The 20,119-nt window shown below is 45.3% G+C and carries 11 protein-coding genes; 3 read left to right on the top strand and 8 right to left on the bottom strand.

What is annotated here, in order from left to right; translation table 11 throughout:
* Nucleotides 1-191: 191 nt before the first annotated feature.
* A complete protein-coding gene (locus FX988_RS00240; RefSeq protein WP_160177796.1) occupies nucleotides 192-398 on the top strand; it encodes a DUF3565 domain-containing protein in 207 nt (68 codons plus the stop codon).
* Between the two features lie 42 nt (nucleotides 399-440).
* Here the strand turns inward: FX988_RS00240 and FX988_RS00235 are convergent, their stop codons facing one another.
* Nucleotides 441-1,400 carry a purine-nucleoside phosphorylase gene (locus FX988_RS00235; protein ID WP_160182042.1) on the bottom strand — a complete coding sequence of 320 codons (960 nt, stop codon included), beginning with the start codon at nucleotides 1,398-1,400 and terminating at the stop codon, nucleotides 441-443.
* Nucleotides 1,401-1,701: 301 nt separating this feature from the next.
* Between FX988_RS00235 and FX988_RS00230 the strand changes: the two genes are divergently transcribed.
* Entirely contained in the window at nucleotides 1,702-2,241 is a 540-nt protein-coding gene (locus tag FX988_RS00230; protein ID WP_160177795.1) for an isochorismatase family protein, read from the top strand.
* A 33-nt stretch (nucleotides 2,242-2,274) separates the two neighbouring features.
* Here FX988_RS00230 and FX988_RS00225 read toward each other — a convergent pair whose 3' ends face one another.
* From FX988_RS00225 to FX988_RS00215, 3 genes are all read right to left on the bottom strand, one after another.
* A complete protein-coding gene (locus FX988_RS00225; RefSeq protein ID WP_160177794.1) occupies nucleotides 2,275-3,972 on the bottom strand; it encodes a SufS family cysteine desulfurase in 1,698 nt (565 codons plus the stop codon).
* Nucleotides 3,973-4,088: 116 nt separating this feature from the next.
* On the bottom strand, nucleotides 4,089-4,706 hold the full coding sequence (locus FX988_RS00220) for a DUF6942 family protein (RefSeq protein WP_160177793.1): 618 nt from the start codon (nucleotides 4,704-4,706) through the stop codon (nucleotides 4,089-4,091).
* A 2-nt stretch (nucleotides 4,707-4,708) separates the two neighbouring features.
* Nucleotides 4,709-5,101, bottom strand: coding sequence for a DUF2750 domain-containing protein (locus tag FX988_RS00215; RefSeq protein WP_160177792.1), 393 nt, complete (start codon nucleotides 5,099-5,101; stop codon nucleotides 4,709-4,711).
* Between the two features lie 164 nt (nucleotides 5,102-5,265).
* Here FX988_RS00215 and FX988_RS00210 point away from each other — a divergent pair, with 164 nt between their 5' ends.
* Nucleotides 5,266-9,570, top strand: coding sequence for a hypothetical protein (locus FX988_RS00210; protein WP_160177791.1), 4,305 nt, complete (start codon nucleotides 5,266-5,268; stop codon nucleotides 9,568-9,570).
* Between the two features lie 32 nt (nucleotides 9,571-9,602).
* Here FX988_RS00210 and recD read toward each other — a convergent pair whose 3' ends face one another.
* From recD to FX988_RS00190, 4 genes are all read right to left on the bottom strand, one after another.
* Entirely contained in the window at nucleotides 9,603-11,765 is a 2,163-nt protein-coding gene (gene recD / locus FX988_RS00205) for an exodeoxyribonuclease V subunit alpha (protein ID WP_160177790.1), read from the bottom strand.
* Entirely contained in the window at nucleotides 11,759-15,697 is a 3,939-nt protein-coding gene (locus tag FX988_RS00200; RefSeq protein ID WP_160177789.1) for a UvrD-helicase domain-containing protein, read from the bottom strand. Before FX988_RS00200 ends, recD begins: the two co-directional genes overlap by 7 nt.
* Nucleotides 15,694-19,170 carry an exodeoxyribonuclease V subunit gamma gene (gene recC, locus FX988_RS00195; protein WP_160177788.1) on the bottom strand — a complete coding sequence of 1,159 codons (3,477 nt, stop codon included), beginning with the start codon at nucleotides 19,168-19,170 and terminating at the stop codon, nucleotides 15,694-15,696. The genes FX988_RS00200 and recC overlap by 4 nt, the downstream gene beginning before the upstream one ends.
* A gap of 289 nt (nucleotides 19,171-19,459) precedes the next feature.
* The gene (locus tag FX988_RS00190; protein ID WP_160177787.1) at nucleotides 19,460-20,116 is read right to left on the bottom strand and encodes a peroxiredoxin-like family protein; all 657 of its coding nucleotides are present in this window, start codon (nucleotides 20,114-20,116) and stop codon (nucleotides 19,460-19,462) included.
* Between the last annotated feature and the right edge of the window lie 3 nt (nucleotides 20,117-20,119).

Genomic DNA, 20,119 nt, shown 5'->3' with positions numbered 1-20,119 from the left:
TTGTTTAATATAAATACAACCTTAAAAGGCTGTTAAGTAAACGTGAGGGTAGTAGGGTTAGGCCGAAGCGACTAACAAATTGCTCGTATTGAAGAGTATTGAAGAGTATTGAAAACACCTTGATATACCTCTGAAGCAGCATTATACCAATTCCATTAAATAAGACGAATAGAAACAGGAATACCTTGCATATGAAACAGCCTATTATCGGTTACACTAAAGACGAAGAATCTCATTGGGTAGCTAAACTTGCTTGCGGCCACCACCAGCATGTACGTCACGACCCACCCTGGACCAACCGCCCCTGGGTGACAACCCAAGAAGGCCGTGAACGTCATAAAAATGTTGAACTTGAATGTAAAAAGTGCGACCAAGGGGTCGTTCGAGACTTTCTCTAACCCACGAGCATTTAAGGTTTAGGCAACCAACAATAGCGCTATTTACTTCAGTGCGTAGCCGTCTCTAAAGTCAGCCCAGTGCGTCACAATATGATCGACTACTCTACCCCCCACGATCACGATGTTATCAACGGTTTCAGCAAACCCACCAGCTGTTTCGCCCGGCGCAGGATCAAGATGCGCAAGGGTTGTTTCATGAGGGTTACCCTGATCAAAATTTACCGCCCCGCGTAAACTCAGCACCCGATCAGTCCCTAATGTTCGTGATAGCACTTGGGCAATCGCTACCCCCTCCATTTCAGCAATCATGTAATCATCAGCTCCATATAGTTCGCTGATGTACTGAGCTTCCGCAGACAAACCAGGACCATGAAAAAAGGTGTCTCCCGCAATGTGCGTACCAACAGTTACCCTAGGTTTACGCCGCGCCTGTGGCTCTGGGTAACGCATACGATAAGCTTGCGCTGACGCAGAATCTTTCAAGGAAGCATCTTTGGTTAATGAAACCGCCAAATTGACTAACGCGGGATTAATTTGGTAAACGCGAATGTCTTCATAGCCTTGCCTTGGCATAAATACAGCTGCCCCTGGTTCACCTTCATCCGGCATCCAGCGGTGACCCAAGTCATAATCGATTAACCAACTTCCCCAATTCACATCTGCAATAGTGCCTTGTGAAGGTGGAATGCCACCTACTCCACTGATCATGAAATAACTCTGACTGAAATCAAATTGACTATTCAAAATAATTGCCTGCATGGAAGATGACGACGCCACTTTCCCCATGCCTAACACCGAACCACACACTCCATTCTTATTACAAAATACTGGCGTTAGGGCACCAGCAACATCCATCGATTGGGCATCTATAAAATAACGTTCAAACCAATGTTGGAATTCGCCAGGCTTATCACCTTGATTGGCACCAATTTCAAACATACCAGCGATGAACACTTTAACCTCTATGGGTTTATTCTGTGCCCCAAAGGCTGACACACTCATGACACAACACAATACACAGATTAAAAACTTCAACTCACACTCCAAATAACTAAATCATATATAAAACGAAATACTGGCTGCAGCATAGCAATAACCGCACCTGCCATTACACAAAATTAAACAACGAAAAATCAACGTGTTAAATAGCGTTAAGTAGAAAGCATCATCCCTCATTGCACCAAAATGAAGCGATAGGAGGATCATAACCATGCAGTAGCGCAATCTGAAGCAAAACCAGCATATTGTGCTTGCTACCAACTTTGGTTAACGTATTACTTGGTCACCGCCAGCGAGCCTAAGCATGTTAACGTCAAAAAATACCGGACTAGTGGTCATTGATATTCAAGGCAACTTAGCCCAACAGGTGTTTCAAAGCGAAGTACTGTTGAGCAATACGTTAACATTGATTAAAGGGGCAAAATTATTGGCGCTCCCTATCATCCACGTCGAACAAGCTCCGCTGAAGTTGGGTAAGACCGTGAAATCCCTCGCCGACGAACTTACCCACTACCCACTGATCAGTAAGCATACATTTGACGCCTGCGAAGAAGCATCATTTATAAGAGCCTTACATGAATGCGATAGAAAAAATTGGCTGGTATGCGGTATAGAAGCGCACGTCTGTGTCTATCAAAGTGTGAGGGGGTTATTGAGCTTAGGCTATCAAGTAGAGCTTGTCAGTGATGCTATCTCCTCAAGAACGCACGCTAACAAATCTTTAGCGCTGGAAAAGTTAACAGCGCTTGGGGCGAATATCACGGGGGTAGAAATGGCTTTATTTGAATTGGTAAAAGATTGCCGCCTGCCAATATTCAAAGCACTATTACCTTTGATAAAGTAGTCCGTTTGTCTTTATGTAGCAGGCACAATTAACCTAACGCACCTGCCGTTGAATTTCTTCAATTACGGCTTGTAAACCGTTGCCTCGAGATTGGCTCACATGCTTACCCAGTCCCAATGACTGAATATACGACGGCAAACTAAATAACTTTATCTCGCTAAGCGTTAAGTGCGCCAAAGGCTCAAAGATAATCGCCAGCAAGCCACGCACAATTTTACTGGAGGAGTTAGCCGACAAAATAAGATGCTCCCCTTGTTTTTCGCATTTCAGCCAAACTTGACTTTCACATCCCATCACTTCGTATTGGCCTATTTGGTCTTCTTGGGGTAATTTATTTAGTTGCTTACCTGCCAACATAATCTGCCGATAAATTTCATCCCAACTGCGCGCCTCACGGATTTTGTTCGCAATCGGTAAAAGGTCAGTATTGACCGAGCTGGCGTCATTGTGCGTATTATCAAGCTTCCGCTTTTGTTCGAGTTTGTCCTGCCTAGCCAAGACTTCCACAGAGGATGATGTAGGGCGAAGGGTGCACAATACACGCTTTAGCACATCCACAAACCGACTAACGTCTTCAAGGGTGTTGTAACAGCTTAATGAAATACGCACCGTACCCTCAATTCCCAGTGCCTCCATTAAAGGCATCGCACAGTGATGCCCCACCCTTAGCGCAATATTATGCTCATTAAGCAAGACGCCAAGATCCTGATTATTTACCCCTTCAATCGTAAACGACTGGGTACAAATACTATTGCTAGTTTCCCCCCAAAAACGGATGCCATCTATTGATTGTAAACCCTCTATAAGCGCCGTATACAAGGCTTGTTCTTGGGTATGGATCGCTGCCCTATGCTGGCGCACGAATGCCAGCGCAGCGCCAAGTCCCAACACACCTGCAATATTAGGAGTGCCGGCTTCAAATTTGAACGGTAATCCTTGAAATGTAGTACCTGAAAAGCTGACTTTTTCAATCATTTCCCCGCCCATTTGATAAGGAGGCAAACCGTCCAATAATACTTGACGACCGTACAATACGCCTATTCCCGTTGGGCCGAATACCTTGTGTCCACTAAATGCATAAAAATCACAGTCAAGCGCCTGTACATCAACAGACATGTGCGCAACTGCTTGGGCACCATCAACGAAGGTTAGCACCCCATGCTTTTTTGCCTGAGCAATAATCAACGCCACTGGGTTAATATTGCCCAGCGCATTAGATACGTGACTAATCGCAACAAGAGCCGTTTTATTAGTGATCACATTTTTAATATTATCGACTTTCAATACGCCGTTTTCGTCCACCGGAATGATTTTAAGACGCAGCCCATGCTCATTGGCAATTTGCTGCCATGGTACAATATTCGCGTGATGCTCTAACGCGGACAAAACGATCTCGTCCCCTGACGACAAGTGACCTTTGGCGAGCACACTCGCAATTAAGTTAACGCTTTCAGTGGTACCTTTTGTCCAAATAATTTCCTTTTCACTACGCGCATTAATAAACGCCGCGACGTCTTTACGCGTTTGCTCGAAAGCCTCTGTGGCTGCTGCCGATGCGCGGTGACTCGCACGATGTACATTCGCATTTTGCTGTGAGTAAAAACGGTTGACTGTATCAATGACGATCTGGGGTTTCTGAGTAGTAGCACCATTGTCGAAATACACCCATGATTTATCGTCATTCAGTTGCTGAAAGATGGGAAATTGTTGACGTAAAAACGACTCAGACATAGCACACTCGATGGGAATTAATAATGGGGGCGAATTGTTGTTAATATATGTGGCTTAATCAAGTCTAATCATCACATTTATCGCTTTATGACCGTCCTGAGTTAGCGCTGCACGCACTAGGCCTGCGCTTTATCTAAGCTCATCAATAACTCGACTAAACGGATAATTTTAATATTGGATAATTGTCGATAATCAAAGTATGGGCAGACCACTGCACGAGCCTTGCTATCAATGGCAAATTCTTGATCTAGCCAGTGCAAATTCAACGCTTGTGTATTCGCCATATCGGCCAACATTGATTTTGCATAGGTGCGTCCCATGATGATGTGAAAAACAGCGACGTCTTCATTCCCATTGTGCCTAGGGTCAATATGTACAGGAACCGACTGATTATTTATCTCTAGAGAGGGAAATATCAAAGCGGTTTGACTTGACTCCTGAAGTAAAAAGCGATCCCTGTAGGCCTGCCAGCTTTGACATTCAGCACCGGCAAGTTGAGCATTTAACCTGGCATCAGCACTGCGCCAGGCAAAGATTAACTTGGCATACACGTTGAACACTTTACGCCAGCCATTGCCACATTCTCTATTGATCGCTTCGATGTCCCCATCATGGAGTGCCTGTCGATGGTCAATAACAGGGAAATTTTGATAGGTCGGGCGATTGCCAATATATACATTAACCCGAGCTTGGCTAGCGCCTAAGCCCGCATGCTGAATGACAGAATTTTTCAAAACTAACCTTGTGGTTGTAGTTCCTCATCAATGCAGGCAAGCATTTCTTCTGCCTCAAGCATAATCCCCTCTTCATCTTCACTCAAAGGAAAGACTAACACTAAGGTGCCGTTGTTTTGCATACCCGGTAACCATACTTGATGCCACTGGGCAAAATCAATTTGTTTAGGCACGCAATCGGGAAAGTCGTTTTTAACCCAAGCTTGGGCAAACTCAGCATATGGCCAAACAGGGATGCACGCATCGTCTTCAGCTTTAAGCATTAACCAGCCATTATCACCGTAAAGTCCCCACAAATGCTGACGTTCAATCATGCTGGCAATCGCATAATCAAAGCGCTCTTCGGGCAACAGTTTACTGAGGGCAATAAAATCTTCAGCTGAAATTTCGGTCATATTAACGTCCTGAATAGTGTGGGTTTGTTGTGAATAGCGAGAGCGTACAAACAAGCCATACCAGTGTGGCTTACACCTCAAAATTATGCAATTTTTCACCAAAAACTTGATTTTTAGCTTTTCTTGGACTGTTACTTAACAAACCAAGGAAAAGGTGAAAATCAATGTCAGCAAAATCGGTGGCGCAGAATACACTATCCTCCTCTAAAACGCCAAAAAGACGGGCGTTATTAATCATTATTATTCTGCTTAGTGCAGTAGGGCTATATGCCTACTTGTACTACAGCAATATCGAAGAAGGCTCGAGCAACAATAATCTTTACCGCATTTTGTACGAAGCGACCAATACCTTAAACGAAAACATCGACAAGTTAAAACGAGGCCACGATTATAACGAGAGTGAAACATCGATTCGCTCTTTACTTCCAAGTTATCAGCGCACGTCAACTGTGCCTCTGCGCAAAGTACCCAAACCCCTAACCTACACATTAGCTGCCCAGCAAATCCTAATTCAAGATAAAGCAAAAGAATCGATTGCCAAACTAGAGGTGCAAGACATTTTGCCCACGCCCAAAGCGGGATTCAGTCAATATTTGTTTGCCAGCAAAGATGGCGCCGTTTTGGCATCCGCGGGGCAAGAGAAAACCATATCTATCGTCGATCTCACCAGTATTAACCACGCTTTTTTACGCCAAGAAAGCCGCTCACTGTTGTCTATGGCTGATGCAGTTAAACCACAAGGCAACGCCCCTCTACCCAGTTACAGTAGCCACATAGACATTACGCTTTCTTATGGGAAATATCGGGTATTTGCCTTTCCTTTCGCCTTAGATATTCCAATTTCTTATTCTGCTAATGGTAAAACGCACACCCTAAACCACTTATATTTGCTAGGTTTAATGCCGCGCAACAAACTGATACAACAAAGCACCACGAGCTGGAATGCTTCTTTGCTGGTTGTTAGCAGCGTTAGTCTACTATTTGTACTCTGTTTATTACGTCTCTATTTACTGCCTATTACGCACTCAATTACGGTTATTAATCGTACCGTGACCCACCTGATTAGCTACGGCTTTTTTATCGTGGTGTTGTCTTTACTATTAGCCTATTTTCAAAAATATGTGGTGCGATATAACAAGGATCATCAGGCCATAGAGTATGCGCAAAAAATATCTCAAGATATTGAGCAAGATGTTTATCACGTTTTCGATGAACTGAATCAATTTCGTGGGTTTTATCAAGCACTGCTTGATGTTACGCAACAAGTATCAGCAACAAACGATGAACAGGCTATCAGTACGCACGTTAACCAAGCTTTAGAAAAAATAGGCTCCCGTGAGCGTGCCTGCTCCAAAGCAAACCAAGGCCACGTAGCTATCCCTTCATCAGCGGTTTCCTCCACCGATGTATTTTCAATCAGCTATGTATGCACTGAAGACAAGGGGATTACCGTTACCTCTGACTTACACAAAACCAACTTAAAACCGTTTTTAAATCAAGATGGCACCCCTCCTGAAGCTGCCAAGATACTTGATTTTTTCACTCGAAATATAGAATTAACGCTATCGGCTGGAAATAGCCTAGAAACCCATGTCAGCAAGATTGATCAACATGTGCCCCCCCTTAGTTTACTCAATGTATTTTTACTCAATAAAGATGGCGCTATTTTGACTCCGTCCTTTTATTTTGTGGAAAACAATGTACTACCTGAGGGATTTGAATTATCGAACCGTGATTACTTTAAAAAAATACGCGATCATCAGGGGTGGGCGCTGCCGGCTAAAAAAACAAACAAACAGACAAACCAAAGCGACGCCGATCTATCGCCCAACCCCGCTTATCAGCAGGCATATATTCAGCGCTTGTTAAACGTCAATAACGCAACCCGAGGCACAACCATTTCAATGCCGTTATATTTTGCTGACGACATTGCACAGAAAAATAAAAAAGATGATCGCTATGCCAGCATCATCGCAGCGGATGTGATTTTGCCGAATATTGTTCTTGCTCGGCCAGCGCCCATGGATTTGACGTTTATGGTTATTGACAGAGATGACGGTCAAGTGCTTTTTCACAGTGATGCTAGTCGCGCAATGGTAGAGAATATTTTTTATTCAGGTAATCAAAGTCCGATATTGGACCAGCGTATTCGCGCGGCGTTAGATAAAAAAAGCCAGCACCACAGTTTGTCCTTATCAACACAAGCGGTAAAGGGCTTTTACCACGGCCAAGCGGGGCGCTTTTTTGTTCAGCCCACTCTCATCGATAAATGGGCAGTACTGGTGTTCTATCCTGACGATAGCTTAGATGCCCTGATGACGAGCCAATTTATGTTTTTGTGTATTAGTTTTGCCGTTTTCATCGTGATTTTGGCAAGCTTAAGCTGGATACTTGGGCGTCTATTTGACACTGATAAACTCAAGCAATATGTGAATTTACCCGCCACATTTGATACCAAAGAAATGCTTCATCTAAGTTCCACCTTAATTGGGATCATGTATTGCCTTTTCACTTTCACTCATCTTGCTATCTACCCTAAAGAAGAAGCTGGTTATATGGTTTGGTTAATTGCCATCAGCACGGTACTGCTTATATTCTATTTCGGATATCGCGGTTACAAACTACTTTTCGAATCAGCTGGTGAAAGCTTCTCTATTCGTAGAAAAGGAAAGAAAGGGGCGCTTTTCCTAGCCTTTGGCTTAGGCTCATTAGCCGCTATTCAAGCCTTGTATTTGGATAATGTCATGACAACGCCGCTGAATAACCTGACGCATTATTACCATTATCAGCAATGCAATAAACTTAATAGAGAACAGGCTGAGGTCGCTGCCTTGGGCTTAACCCGATTTCCTAATTCAATTACTAAGCACCGCATGGATGCATCACACTTACTGTTTGGCGCTAAACATACCGATAACCGGGTTAATTGGATTGCGCCATTACAAAGCAAATGCGCAGATTACTCAAAGGCAGTAATGCCTGATGATTTCCCAGGCGCAGTAGATTTGCTCAGTGCGACACAAAACTGGCCGTGGCTGAGTTCGTATATGTCCTTTTCCCGCACGACTGAAGCGCACCCAACTCACGCCACCCAAGAATTGACCATGCCTCGCAGCGCCAGTGCTGCTGGCATACTTGCAATTATTATAGTGTTACTGGCGTGGCTCCACTTCAATCGGGTTACTCTGTGGCAACGCTTGTATTACTCTCCCTTTTTCTTACGTCATATTCGCTGTTTGAACTTACCCATGCGCCAAGACAATTGCAGTGCAACCTCACCCGCTCTAAGGTTGCAAGTTGACTCCCCTAAACCCAATGGTATCGATTTGGTGACCCTGCTTACCTTGTCACCTGTACCAGCAACGCCCGCAGCCCCTAGCGAAACTGACGCAAGCGCTACGCAAACGTATTTCGCCCAGTTGCTCAATGACAGTCCCTACTTACAAACCCTTCAAGCCAACAACACGGCTTTACCAAATATTAAAGTGGCTTTATCACCGCTGACTTCAAACCCCGAACATGGGTATCAACTTGAACTTTGGGATATTGAAGTCTGCCTTGAAGTGCCCAAACTGCGGAGAAAACTGTTGGCCTTGTTGATGGAGCTCAAGTCACTGACGTTACTTGGCAAAATAAACCAGCTGACCCTTTACTGCGGCTTTTACAGTCTGCAGCGCGTTAAAATGAAAGATCCGCTGGCATCCTTTGACGACACGGCCACCCTCGCCCATGCGGATTATTTGTCTTGGGCAGACTGCCTGTTGGACTTTACAGTGCATTTACCGCCCAAAATTACCCAGCAAATCTCGCCTGAAGTCTTAAACAGTGAGCTAACGCTTTTTGCTGACCTTGCATGCTTGTTTCCCGCCGTGGATACCGAGGTTAAAGATGCAGGTAAACTTGAATTGCCATTTATTCACACGCCTACGAGTTTATGGCGGAATCCGTCACACATTCCACGTTTTTACCAACAGATAAAACGCCAATCCAGTCAAACGTTTAGCACGCGTTATTGGGCGACCATTAACTATATCATTTTGGTTGCTGGGCCTTTATATCGTTACAAATGGGAATTATGCTCAAATGCTGAAAAGCTCGCACTGTATAATTTGGCAAAGGGGCAATATATCAACCCGAAAAACAGTGAAATGATAGAGCATTTAGCGTTAGCAGGTTTAATTAAGGTCGAACGACGACACATTACGATTATTAATCACAGTTTCGCTCATTTTGTTCAACACGCAGAAAGCCCCCAAGCGATGAGCAGATTAATTTCTGACGGCGAAGCGGGCACTTGGAAGAATTACCGGCTCCCTCTGGGCTTACTGCTACTGCTGATTATCGTTGGCGTAGCGATGACCTCTGGGCAATCTTTGTATATCATCGCCGCATCGTTAGCCGGTGTCATTGGCACTATCGCCAGTTTAACCAGCAGTGCCAATATGTTACGGGGGCATTTAAAAGAGTAATGCCAATAAATCATTAATCACTCAGTGAATATTTAATGGAACTGGTATAAACGTCTGGCTAAACCGCTGCCCCGCTGGCAGCGCCTTGCAACACTAAGAGAGAGCGCCTGCTCATCACTGTACAGAGTGAAGGACTTTTTCGCCCGCGTTAGGCCGGTATAGAGTAATTCACGGCTGAGTAATCGAGCTTGAGACCCTGTCTCGACCCGGGGCAAACACAAATAAACATGATCGAACTCTGAGCCTTGGCTTTTATGAATTGTCATCGCGTACACTGTGTCATGAGGGGGTAAGCGACTCGGAAGCACCCCTCGCAAGGTATTTTGCTCTGTGACAAACCACACTTTCATCAATTCGTCGTTTTCTGCATCGGGCATTACGATGCCAATATCCCCATTAAAGAGCCCTAAACTATGATCGTTTTGCTTAAGCATCACAGGGCGACCAGGATAAAAATCACGCCCTAGTTCAATAGCGCCCTTTTTACTGAGTTCTGATTCAATCAGCGCGTTGACTTGCAGTACGCCCCAATTCGCCTCTTTTTGAGCGCACAAGACTTGTTGTTGTTGTAACAAAGAGAAAACCTCAAGCCCCTTGCTATGCAGTGTACCTTGGGCACAAACGTGTTTTACATGCTCAAAATAGGTTTGATAATCTGGCAGTAGTTTAGCCACTAAGGCTTTTGGTTCATCGCTGGTTTGCCAAACGACATCAGGGTAGCGTTCATCAGCGAATAACGTCTTTGATGGGGCTAATTTGCCGCTGTTAATCGCGCGGGCTAAGCGACCAATACCGCTTTTTTCACTGAAACGGTAACTCTTGTGTAGTAAGGCCAAACTATTACTAATCAGTGCTTTATTTGGTGTACTTACCTGCAGATCAATTTGACACAAGTCTTTAATTACCCTCAATGCCTCATCACTGTAGGGGGGAGGCTGATCGTACACAGTAGGCGAGAAATTAAGCGCTGCAGCGCATATATCTGACAGCACACTGCCCGCCTCTACCGAGGCAAGTTGATCTTTATCACCCAGCAGAATGATTTTGGCATGGGCGGGCAACGCCGCAAATAATTTGCTCATCAGGGGTAAATCAACCATGGAGCCTTCATCCACGATCAACACATCTAAATGTAGGGGATGATGAGCGTTAAAACGAAAATAAGGACTGTTCGCAATGCTGCCTAATAACCTATGTATTGTGCTGCACTGGCTGGGTAAATCTGCTTGTAATGCCGTGGGCAGCTTACCCATAGCCGCACTAATAGACTGACTCAAACGCGCTGCAGCTTTTCCGGTCGGTGCGGCAAGTTTAATTTTCAGTTTCTTCTGTGCATGCCTTGCCAGTCCCTGTAATAAAGCCATTAGCCGTATAACTGTTGTGGTTTTTCCTGTACCAGGGCCTCCCGTTATAACGCTAACATTTTGACTTGCCGCCAGGCACACTGCCACTTGCTGCCAGTCAATAGGCGCTGCTTGCTGATCTTGTGCGCTGTTTTTCGCCAAGCTGTTTTTCGCCAAGCTGTTTTTTGATTCATGCGTATTAAACAGCTGAGCTAATAACGCTTGCCCTTGGGCAACATCTAATGTTGTTGCCCGCCCCGTCATGCTATTTATTTTACTCGCCAGCTGTACTTCATATTGCCAGTAGCGCTGCATATAAAACGCATTGCCTTGTAAAATAAGAGGCTTGCTTTGGGACGAAAACGCGGGCTCGCAGCTTGTCGATAGCGTATTTTTTACAGCGTTTTTTTCAGTGCTCTTATTAACAGTACTGGCATTCTCCGCCTCCCCTGTGTATCGCTCATCAACCACAGCAACACAGGTCGATGCGCTTAACATAGTCAGTAGCCGGTCAATAGGCTCGAATCGGTAAAAAGGTAAAAAGGGCTGATAAGTATTATTCAAATTAAGGCAGCTATCTTGCTCCCCAAGGCGGCTACTCAAATAGGCTGCCAATAACCCCACCACATGAATACCGTTCACATCGACAGCGTGTTTTCCTTGTTCGTGAAGCATTACAAATTCAGCAAATGCTAGGTCCAATGGACGAATACGGCCTATCTTCAATAAGTTCTGTAAAATACTAGTCGTGGTCGGCACCTGTGTAACGTCAGATGACTGAGCATCTAGAGGTTTTGTATTCGATGCATCATCATTGTTGGCCGTTTGCTTTACCATTGAATCGGTTACCATAAGTCCAGTTGTCCTTGCCCTGAAGGAGCGTCATCGCCGCTACGTTTAGTGCCTGAAGATGTACTTTGTGATGTAGGCTGATATCGCCCGTCAAACAAGGCATCTAAGTCGTCAATCAAAGCTTGTTTGGGCAGTAAATAAAACACGCCATTACCAGGTTTCTCACTGTGCATTCCTCGCAAGAAGGTGTAAAAAGCCCCGCCAATATGCTCGGCATAGGCATAATCTGATTTGTTATTTTGCAACCAACGGTGCAACGCCACCGTATATAAAATGGCTTGCAAATAGTAGTCATGCTCTTGCATGGCACTCGCCATCGCTTCGCCATGATAATCCGCAAAATCAGCCCCTAAATAATTCGATTTATAATCCAGTACATAAAACTTGCCTTGGTATTGCAGAGTCAAATCAATAAAGCCTTTTAACATGCCGTTTAGTTGTTCAAACTGATAATGATGCTGGCGCTGAGGAATATGCTGGTTGAGAATGTGATTAAATGTCTGTGCTTTTACATCAACTAACGGCAAATAAAATTCCATCTCAACCAATACCTGGTCCTTTGACAAAATGCCTAAGCACAGCGCATCAAGGTGACTATCATCATCTCCGATTTGGCTGCTCAACTTAGTTTGCAACACATCAAGGATCCACAGTTCAACCGCTTCAAACCATTTCTCTTCGATACCATACCAAGTGCCCTTTTCGACAATGACATCCTGTAAATTAACCGGGTTGGTGAAATCAATTGACTCCAGCACCCCATGCAAAAATGAACCGGCCTGCGCCCCTTTCACAAAGGTGAATTGATCTAGTACCTCTTGTTCGATAAGCACTTCGTCATCAGCACCAAGCAATGACATGTCTGTATCTGACATCAGCGAAAGGCTGTTATTGTTGTTTTCTATTAGATCATCTGTAGGCACATTCTGGGTTTGACTTACAACAGGCGAAATATTCTCATTTACGTCACTTTTTGGGCTCACTAAACTGGCAATCAAATCAAGCTTATCTACGCCTTCGTCTTGGCCTGGTGCCACAAACTCGTGATGCTGCTGACTACTAATGGCTGAATAACTGGTTAAACGCCAACGACGCGTAACGGGCTTAGGCAACTGAGCAGCTTGCAACGCCACGTGACTGCCTTGTTGTATTTTCTCACTTTCATCACCTGACGCTTTTATGCCATCCGTGGGATTTTTACCAGCGACGCCTGATTGCTGTGCATTAACTCCAAGGCCATTTGTGCTTTTAGTAAGCAAGAGTTGCTTAAGCTCGGTTACATTGCGCTGGGCTTCTTCAGCCCTAAACCCCTGATATCCCAAATCAATCGACTGAGATAAATCGTTTAAGCGCTGGGCAATCACCTGATCATTTATGGATGTACCTTGGTCAAACAATATTCGCCCAAGGGCGGTTTGCATTAACTGAGACTCTTTTTTACGTTGCGGGTGGCTGTTATTCCACAAGCCTATAAAACAATAATGTACTGCTCGCGTTAGCGCTACGTAAAGTAAGCGAATATCTTCTGCGAGGCGCTCATGATCAGCAAGTGCAAGGTTTTCTTCTGCACCTAAAAAGTCGATAACCAAACCATCTGTATCACTGTGATAAATGGCTTCTTTCATTTCTCGGCAGCGGCTGGCAAACGGGATAAACACCAAGGGATATTCCAACCCTTTACTGGTGTGCTGCGTAATGATTTGCACTAAATTTTGTTCTGTTTCCAAGCGAATTTGTTGGCCTTCATTGTCGTTGTCAGGCTCGGCTAAGTGCGCTTGAAACCAATGTAAAAGCTGGCTTTCACCAGACATCAACTGACTTTGTACTTGCAACAGTTCTACCAAATGGCGCAGATCCGTTAAACGCCTTTGGCCATCTTGATATCGCTCTACCAGTCTTTGGGCAATACTGAAGTGACGCATTAAAATATTTAGCGCCATCATCAACCCATGGCGTTGCCATAACTGATGCCAGTAGGCGAATTGCTCAACTAATTTTTGCCATTGCCATTCTTCGCTGAATAAGGCGTCTAGGGCGGCGGCGTCATAACAAAATAATTCGCTGGCGATCGCCGCCCGTAAATATCGGTCATTACTGGGATTGGCTAACGCTTGCACTATGGCATACAAATCGACTGCCGTTTGACTGGCAAATACACTTTTACGCGCCAAAAACATGCTGTCTACCCCAAGCTCAGCTAAGGCTTGTTTAATGGTGTCAGCTTCATTTCTGTCTCGTACCAAGACGCAGCAGTCCCCTGGCATAATGCCGCGTTGCATTATCTTAGCTTCACCCGTTTCGCCTTGATGAATAAATTGCGCAATACGCCAGGCACATTGTTGTGCCATGGCAGCTTGGGCCTCTCCCCAGCCAATTGGCTGGGTGTTTTCACTTGTTAAGTGGTGCACATCTAAGCTGTTATGATTTTGCCCAAGGATCTGCAAACCCGCTTCTTGCGCAACACTTGCCACTGCTTGAAACGGAATACTGTCTTTAAACAAAAACCCCGCCTCACTTTGCGCAAATAAGGTATTCACCCCCTCCACTAAACTTGGCTGTGAACGCCAGTTGGTCCCTAGGGTAAATTGGCGCTCAACATCCACCAAGTCTTTAGCGGCAATATAGGTATGAATATCTGCGCCGCGAAACGCATAAATGGCTTGTTTAGGATCGCCAATAGCGACCCAACATGGCGTGATATCACTAAATTGCTGCGTATAAATAATACGAAAAATATCAAACTGTATTGGGTCTGTATCTTGAAATTCGTCAATCAGCGCCGCGGGATAACTCTCTTGTATTGCTCTTGCTAAAGACTCCTGCGCTGCAGCTTGAGGTTCCGGGCTTGCTTGACCACTTGATTGAGCTTGAGCCGTCAATGCGCGATGCAAACAGCTAAGCAAATCATCTGGTGATAACAACTGCAAACGTTGTTTATTATTAGCAAGGTTTCGGCTGATATGCTCTAGTGCATCCAAACTGTAGGCCAGTAAAAGTTGTTCATGACATTGCTGTTGTAAGTAGCCCAAGGTTTCAAAGCGGCTAAAATCTAGATGCGCTAAGCTCTTAGAAGTTTTCTTCATGGCGCCGGTCACTTTCGCAGGGCTAAACACTTGCCATAGGTCTTTATCAAAATCAGCACGGCTATCGTCGCTGAGACAAAACGCCTGCATTTTGCCAATATAATCTGCTTTTCCAAGCTTGGTGTTGGCTTTTAAATCGGCATCAATTATCTGCTCGGCCACGTTATTATCAAGCCACCAGCGCTTGGTTTCTTGTAAGGCACTAATATAGTCATCAACACATTGATGGCTGGCGCGTATATCTGCCTTTTGCAAAGGAGTAACGTGACGGTACAGCAAAGAACGTAAGGCAGATTGTAACGCCTGAGGGCTTTGCCAAATACACAGTAGCTCGTTCAATATTTGCCGCGGTAACTGAACAATATGGCTGCGCCAGTAATCCTCAACCGCCAGTTTCAACCATTGAGACTCATCAAGCACCAAACGTTGTTCATACATTGCCCCGCTTTCAAAGGCATGTAAGCTGAGCATTCGTTGACAAAAGCCATGTATAGTAAATACTGAGGCGTCGTCCATTTGTTTAATCGCCAATAGCAAGCGGTGGCAATCAAGCTCAATATTTTCACTACGTTCGATTAAATATTGGGTAAATTCGTCTTCACTCTTGTGCGCATAAAAATCAAAATACGCCCGTTGCAGTCGTTGACGAATTCGCTGTTTAAGCTCAGCTGTGGCGGCGTTGGTGAAAGTCACCACTAAGATTTTGTCAACACTTAAAGGCGTGCATTCATCCCCTAACAGCAAACGTAAATACAAGTTGACTATGGTGTAGGTTTTTCCGGTTCCTGCACTGGCTTCGATAAGAGAGGCACCGGTCAGTGGAAAGGTCTTGGTGTTTAACGGGATCATGACGCCTCTCCTAACCTGTCAAGCAAGGGACCGAACAAAGCATGGCTCACCTCGCTGAACGCGTTAAAATGCTGTTGTAAATCAGGGCAAACTCGGCGAATATGCGGCTCATCGCCCTCACCTTTGGCGAAATAACTACCATAAAACGCATTCTGCGCTTTTACCCAAGCTTTTGCTTCGTCTTGTACACTGAGCCATTCAAAGGCCGTTTTAGGATAGAAATGAAGCACCTGTTGTTGCCCCAAACGCCAATAATGAATAAACACGGCTAATTGGGTTTTCGCCTCTGCCATGCTAATAGCGTCAATACTAAAAGGCGCTTTGTCATCGACACCGATAAAATAGGCGCGCTGGGGCTTGGCCACACTGCCGTTGGCACATAGGGCCAGCCAGGTTAGCCACAAGTGTAATACGTTGTTTCCTTTAACTTTCCCCGCTCGCCAAAGTACTAAATTGCCGCCGTAGAGTGTGTTTACCCAGCCCGTGATCTGCATGCTTTGCGTTGTTGATAAGCCTGGGTTTTGCACACTGGCATGCACCTCATCCTCGGTTTTGACTTTCGGTCCATCGGTTGACATAGCCAGAAGATTATTCAAGGTAAAGTTTATCTCTACGCGCTGCGCGGGCACCTTGTCTAGCGGGCCACCGATGAGCTCGACAATAGCATCGAGTAACGCTTGTGACTGCTTATAAACTGGCTGCAAGCTAATATCGGCAATATTACCCGTGGGCAACTTTCCTTCGGCCCGTAGACGTGTTGTCCAATCCTCTTGTTGGGCCAGCACAAATCGTTCATTGAGTATATAGCGCGCGAGCGCATCTAACTCAAATGGCTCGTCATCACTTTGCGCGTCGTAGATACGGGTTAATCGAGTTTGCCAACGTTGGGTGAAAAACGCTTTGGCCGGATGACTAAAAAACGCCAACAGCTCGTCTAATTCCACAGCCGATGTTTGGCTGTGTTCAGGTAAGATCCTAAGCGGTTCGGAACAAAAATCGACCTCTTTGTCAGCCTGAAACGCCCCTTCACTCAACTGCTGAGCCAGGGCTAACCAATGCGTTTGAAAGCTATTGGCAATGCCCGTTGTGTCTGGGGTGAAATACACTGGGTTAAACGGTTGTAAGGCGTGCTCGTGATACAAATGTTGCAGTAAATTTTCTGCGCAATCCTTAACAGGCAGTACGTCATCACCCGCTAAGCAAAAGGTTTGCTCTGTGTATTCAAGTAACTCGCTGAGCAAAATAGATGGGCTACGCTCTGAGTTATCTTTGGCACTATAGCCCTGAAAACTTAAATACAAACGTTTACGTGCTGATAATATTGCCTCAAGAAATAAATATCTGTCGTCTAATCTTCGTGAACGATCTCCTCGTCGCGCTTTGCCTAAGCGCATTAAGTCAAAGCCTACGGGTACAACTTGCCTTGGGTAATCCCCGTCATTTAGCCCCAGCAAGCACACCACTTTAAAGGGCACACTGCGCATCGGCATTAGGGTACAGAAATTAACATAGCCAGCTAAAAACCGTTGCCCTACTCCTTTACTGGATAAACTTTGCTCAAGCTCAGCCAAAAAGACATCATGCACAATATCACCCTGAAACTGATGCTCATGGAGGGTCATTTGCTGCAACGATTGGCGCAATTGCAAAATATAAGTTTGGTCATTATCGTCGGGAAGATACAGTGCATCTATGAGTTGCAAAGCATCATCAATTTTTGCTTTGAGAGTGTCTGGACGTTGACAAAATGCCAATGCATTGCCTAGCGCTTGGCTAAACATATAAAACTTCCCTAATGCGACCACGTGTTGCCCTTCAATTTGCTCGTAAGGGGCAATTTGCGTATCGGCATTCTCAAACATACCTTGGCCCCCCATAGCGTATCCGGCGAGTAAACGCTGTAAACCGAATAACCAGGTATTTTGCGGCTCATTTGGCAGTGACCATCGGGTTTTATCTTGCCCATCCCAGCCCCAGCGCACGCCGGCTTCTGCCAGCCAAATGCTGAGTAAATCAAACTCTTCTGGTGAAATATCAAATTTACGTTGCACCGCAGGCACTTCACACAAAGCCAACACGTCTGACAACCCGATACGACTTTGATGCAATGACATTAGCTGAATAAAGCTATTCAGTAACGGTGATTCCTGTTGTGCGTTGCGATCTGAAATCGCGTACGGGATCGAAAGCCCTTTATCAGTCCCACCAAAAATGCCGTCAATAATGGGCGCATAGCTTGCCACATCGGGCATCATCACAATCACATCGCCAGGATGCAGTTCAGGGTGTTGGGCGAAAAGGTGTAATAACTGGTCATGTAATACCTCAAGTTCACGCACTGCCGAGTGACAGGCGTGCACTTGTAGTGTCATATCATCATTATCGATTGGAATTTTCGGATATTGCTCGCCATTCGATAACAGCTCTTGTGCAGACAACGGCTCCATCGCCCCGCGATGGGTTAACGCTAATACTTCATGCTGTAGATGCTCGAGCAAGCTATCAGGCTCTTGCTCAATAAAGGCATCGTGTAGCTCTACCTCTAGTGCGAGGATCATGTCTTGGTAATCTCGCCCTTGCTTCCCCCAAGACGCTAACAGAGGGTTGCCCACCAGCAGGTAATCATCCATGCCGTGCAGCCCTCCTTGCTCAGCCTCGTTTGCTTCGGCGAGTAAACGTTGTAACTTGGCTTGCAGCACGTGTTTGTTATCAACGATATCTCCCCAATAATGGGCGCTCGGGTTAAACCAGAATATGATCACGTCGCGGTGTTTTGCCAGTGCTGAAAATATTTCCAATTGCTGCACTGGCATCGCTGACAAACCAAACACAAATAAGGGTTTACTAGGTTCATTGGCACTGGGCGACTGCTCAAGTGCCTGCAATAAACGCGTATGTAAGTTCGCCCTATGGTAAGGAGACTCTGCTAAGTCTTTTGCATATGCAACCAACGCCCGCCATAAGATAGGCTGCCAAGGTTGAGCGTCTACATCAGTGTCATCTAAGGCGTTTTCTCCTCTCTCCCATGCAAGGATCCAATCTGGACGATAAACCAAATACTGATCGTAAATATCGGCGATTTTTTGACATAATTGATAAAGCTTTAATGGTTGGTGCTCATCAAGATATTGGGCAATGCTGGCAAACTCTGCTTTGTCACTCATGCTAGGCAGAATGCTCATGAGTTTCCATGTCATATTATCTTTGGTAAATGCTGACTGTTCGGGTAAATCATTAACGTGGCTTTTATACAACTGCCAGATGTAACTAGAAGGGAGCGGAAACTCGATATTAGCCGAAATACCCAGCGCTTGAGCAATCTCTATTTTTAGCCACTGGGCCATACCTGGGCTTTGCACTAACACCACATCTGGGGAGAAGATGCTTTCCAGTGAACTTTTACTCTCACCTAACCAACCGATCAGATAGGCAGCAAGGCTTTCCATTTTATTTGACTGCACCAGATGCAACATAGCTAACTTCACTTAGGAAATTGATGCCCAAGTGTAGCAAAAATACTGTTTATAAAACCACTGTTGATTGGTGATATAACCTTGCCCGCGTGATTGAAAAACTGAACAAGGTCAATGGGTTGAATATTTCAATAATGCTGTCTTTCACGGACTTTAATTTAAGGGAAGCACGCTGATGACGCCCTATCCCTTTTTTGCAAAGGCGTTATTGGCAGACCCTTCGCTATCGTTTACCCGCTGAAAACGATAGCCCGTTAAACAAAGCGAAATAAGGGCGAAATAAGTGCCATTATTTGTCTTGTTCGGCTTTTAAGGCAGTAATGATGTCCGCTGGTTCAGCACGGGTACGGTAGTCCACATCAACGAATCGCCAAATAACCTCGCCCTTTGCGTTCAACACAAAGGTTGCAGGGATAGGCAACACACTTCCATTGCCATTATTAATGTTGGCCAAATCTAAACCGCGATCTTTGCGCATATGTTGCAAAATAAGCTCTGGCACTTCCCACGCTACGCCGTAAGATGCCGCCACTCGCGCATCCTGATCTGATAACACGGTAAACGCTAATTGGCTTATTTCGCTTTCACTCAAGCTATCATCAGGCACTTGTGGACTTATCGCCACTAGCTCCGCTCCCACACCGTGAATGTCATCTAACACTGACTGCAAAGCACGTAATTGCAGATTACAGTAGGGGCACCAATCGCCACGATAAAAAGTAACGACCACTGGCCCTTTAGCACATAATTCGGTTAACGATACCTGCTGACCTTGCGCACTTGGCAAGGTGAACGCAGGTGCTTGCTGGCCGACTTTCACCGCATCGCGACCTTGTTCAAACTCATGGGCTTTTGCCATAAGTTCATCCATTGATTGCATAAACTCAGGTTTGGCTTGACGTGATTTCGCTATTTGTGCCTCAGTTTGCTCTTTAAGAGTGGGCATTGT

The sequence above is a fragment of the Paraglaciecola mesophila genome (genome assembly GCF_009906955.1).
Lineage (GTDB): Bacteria > Pseudomonadota > Gammaproteobacteria > Enterobacterales > Alteromonadaceae > Paraglaciecola > Paraglaciecola mesophila_A.
The sequence above is the reverse complement of the archived record's forward strand: the minus strand, read 5'-3'. Positions and strand labels throughout refer to the sequence as shown.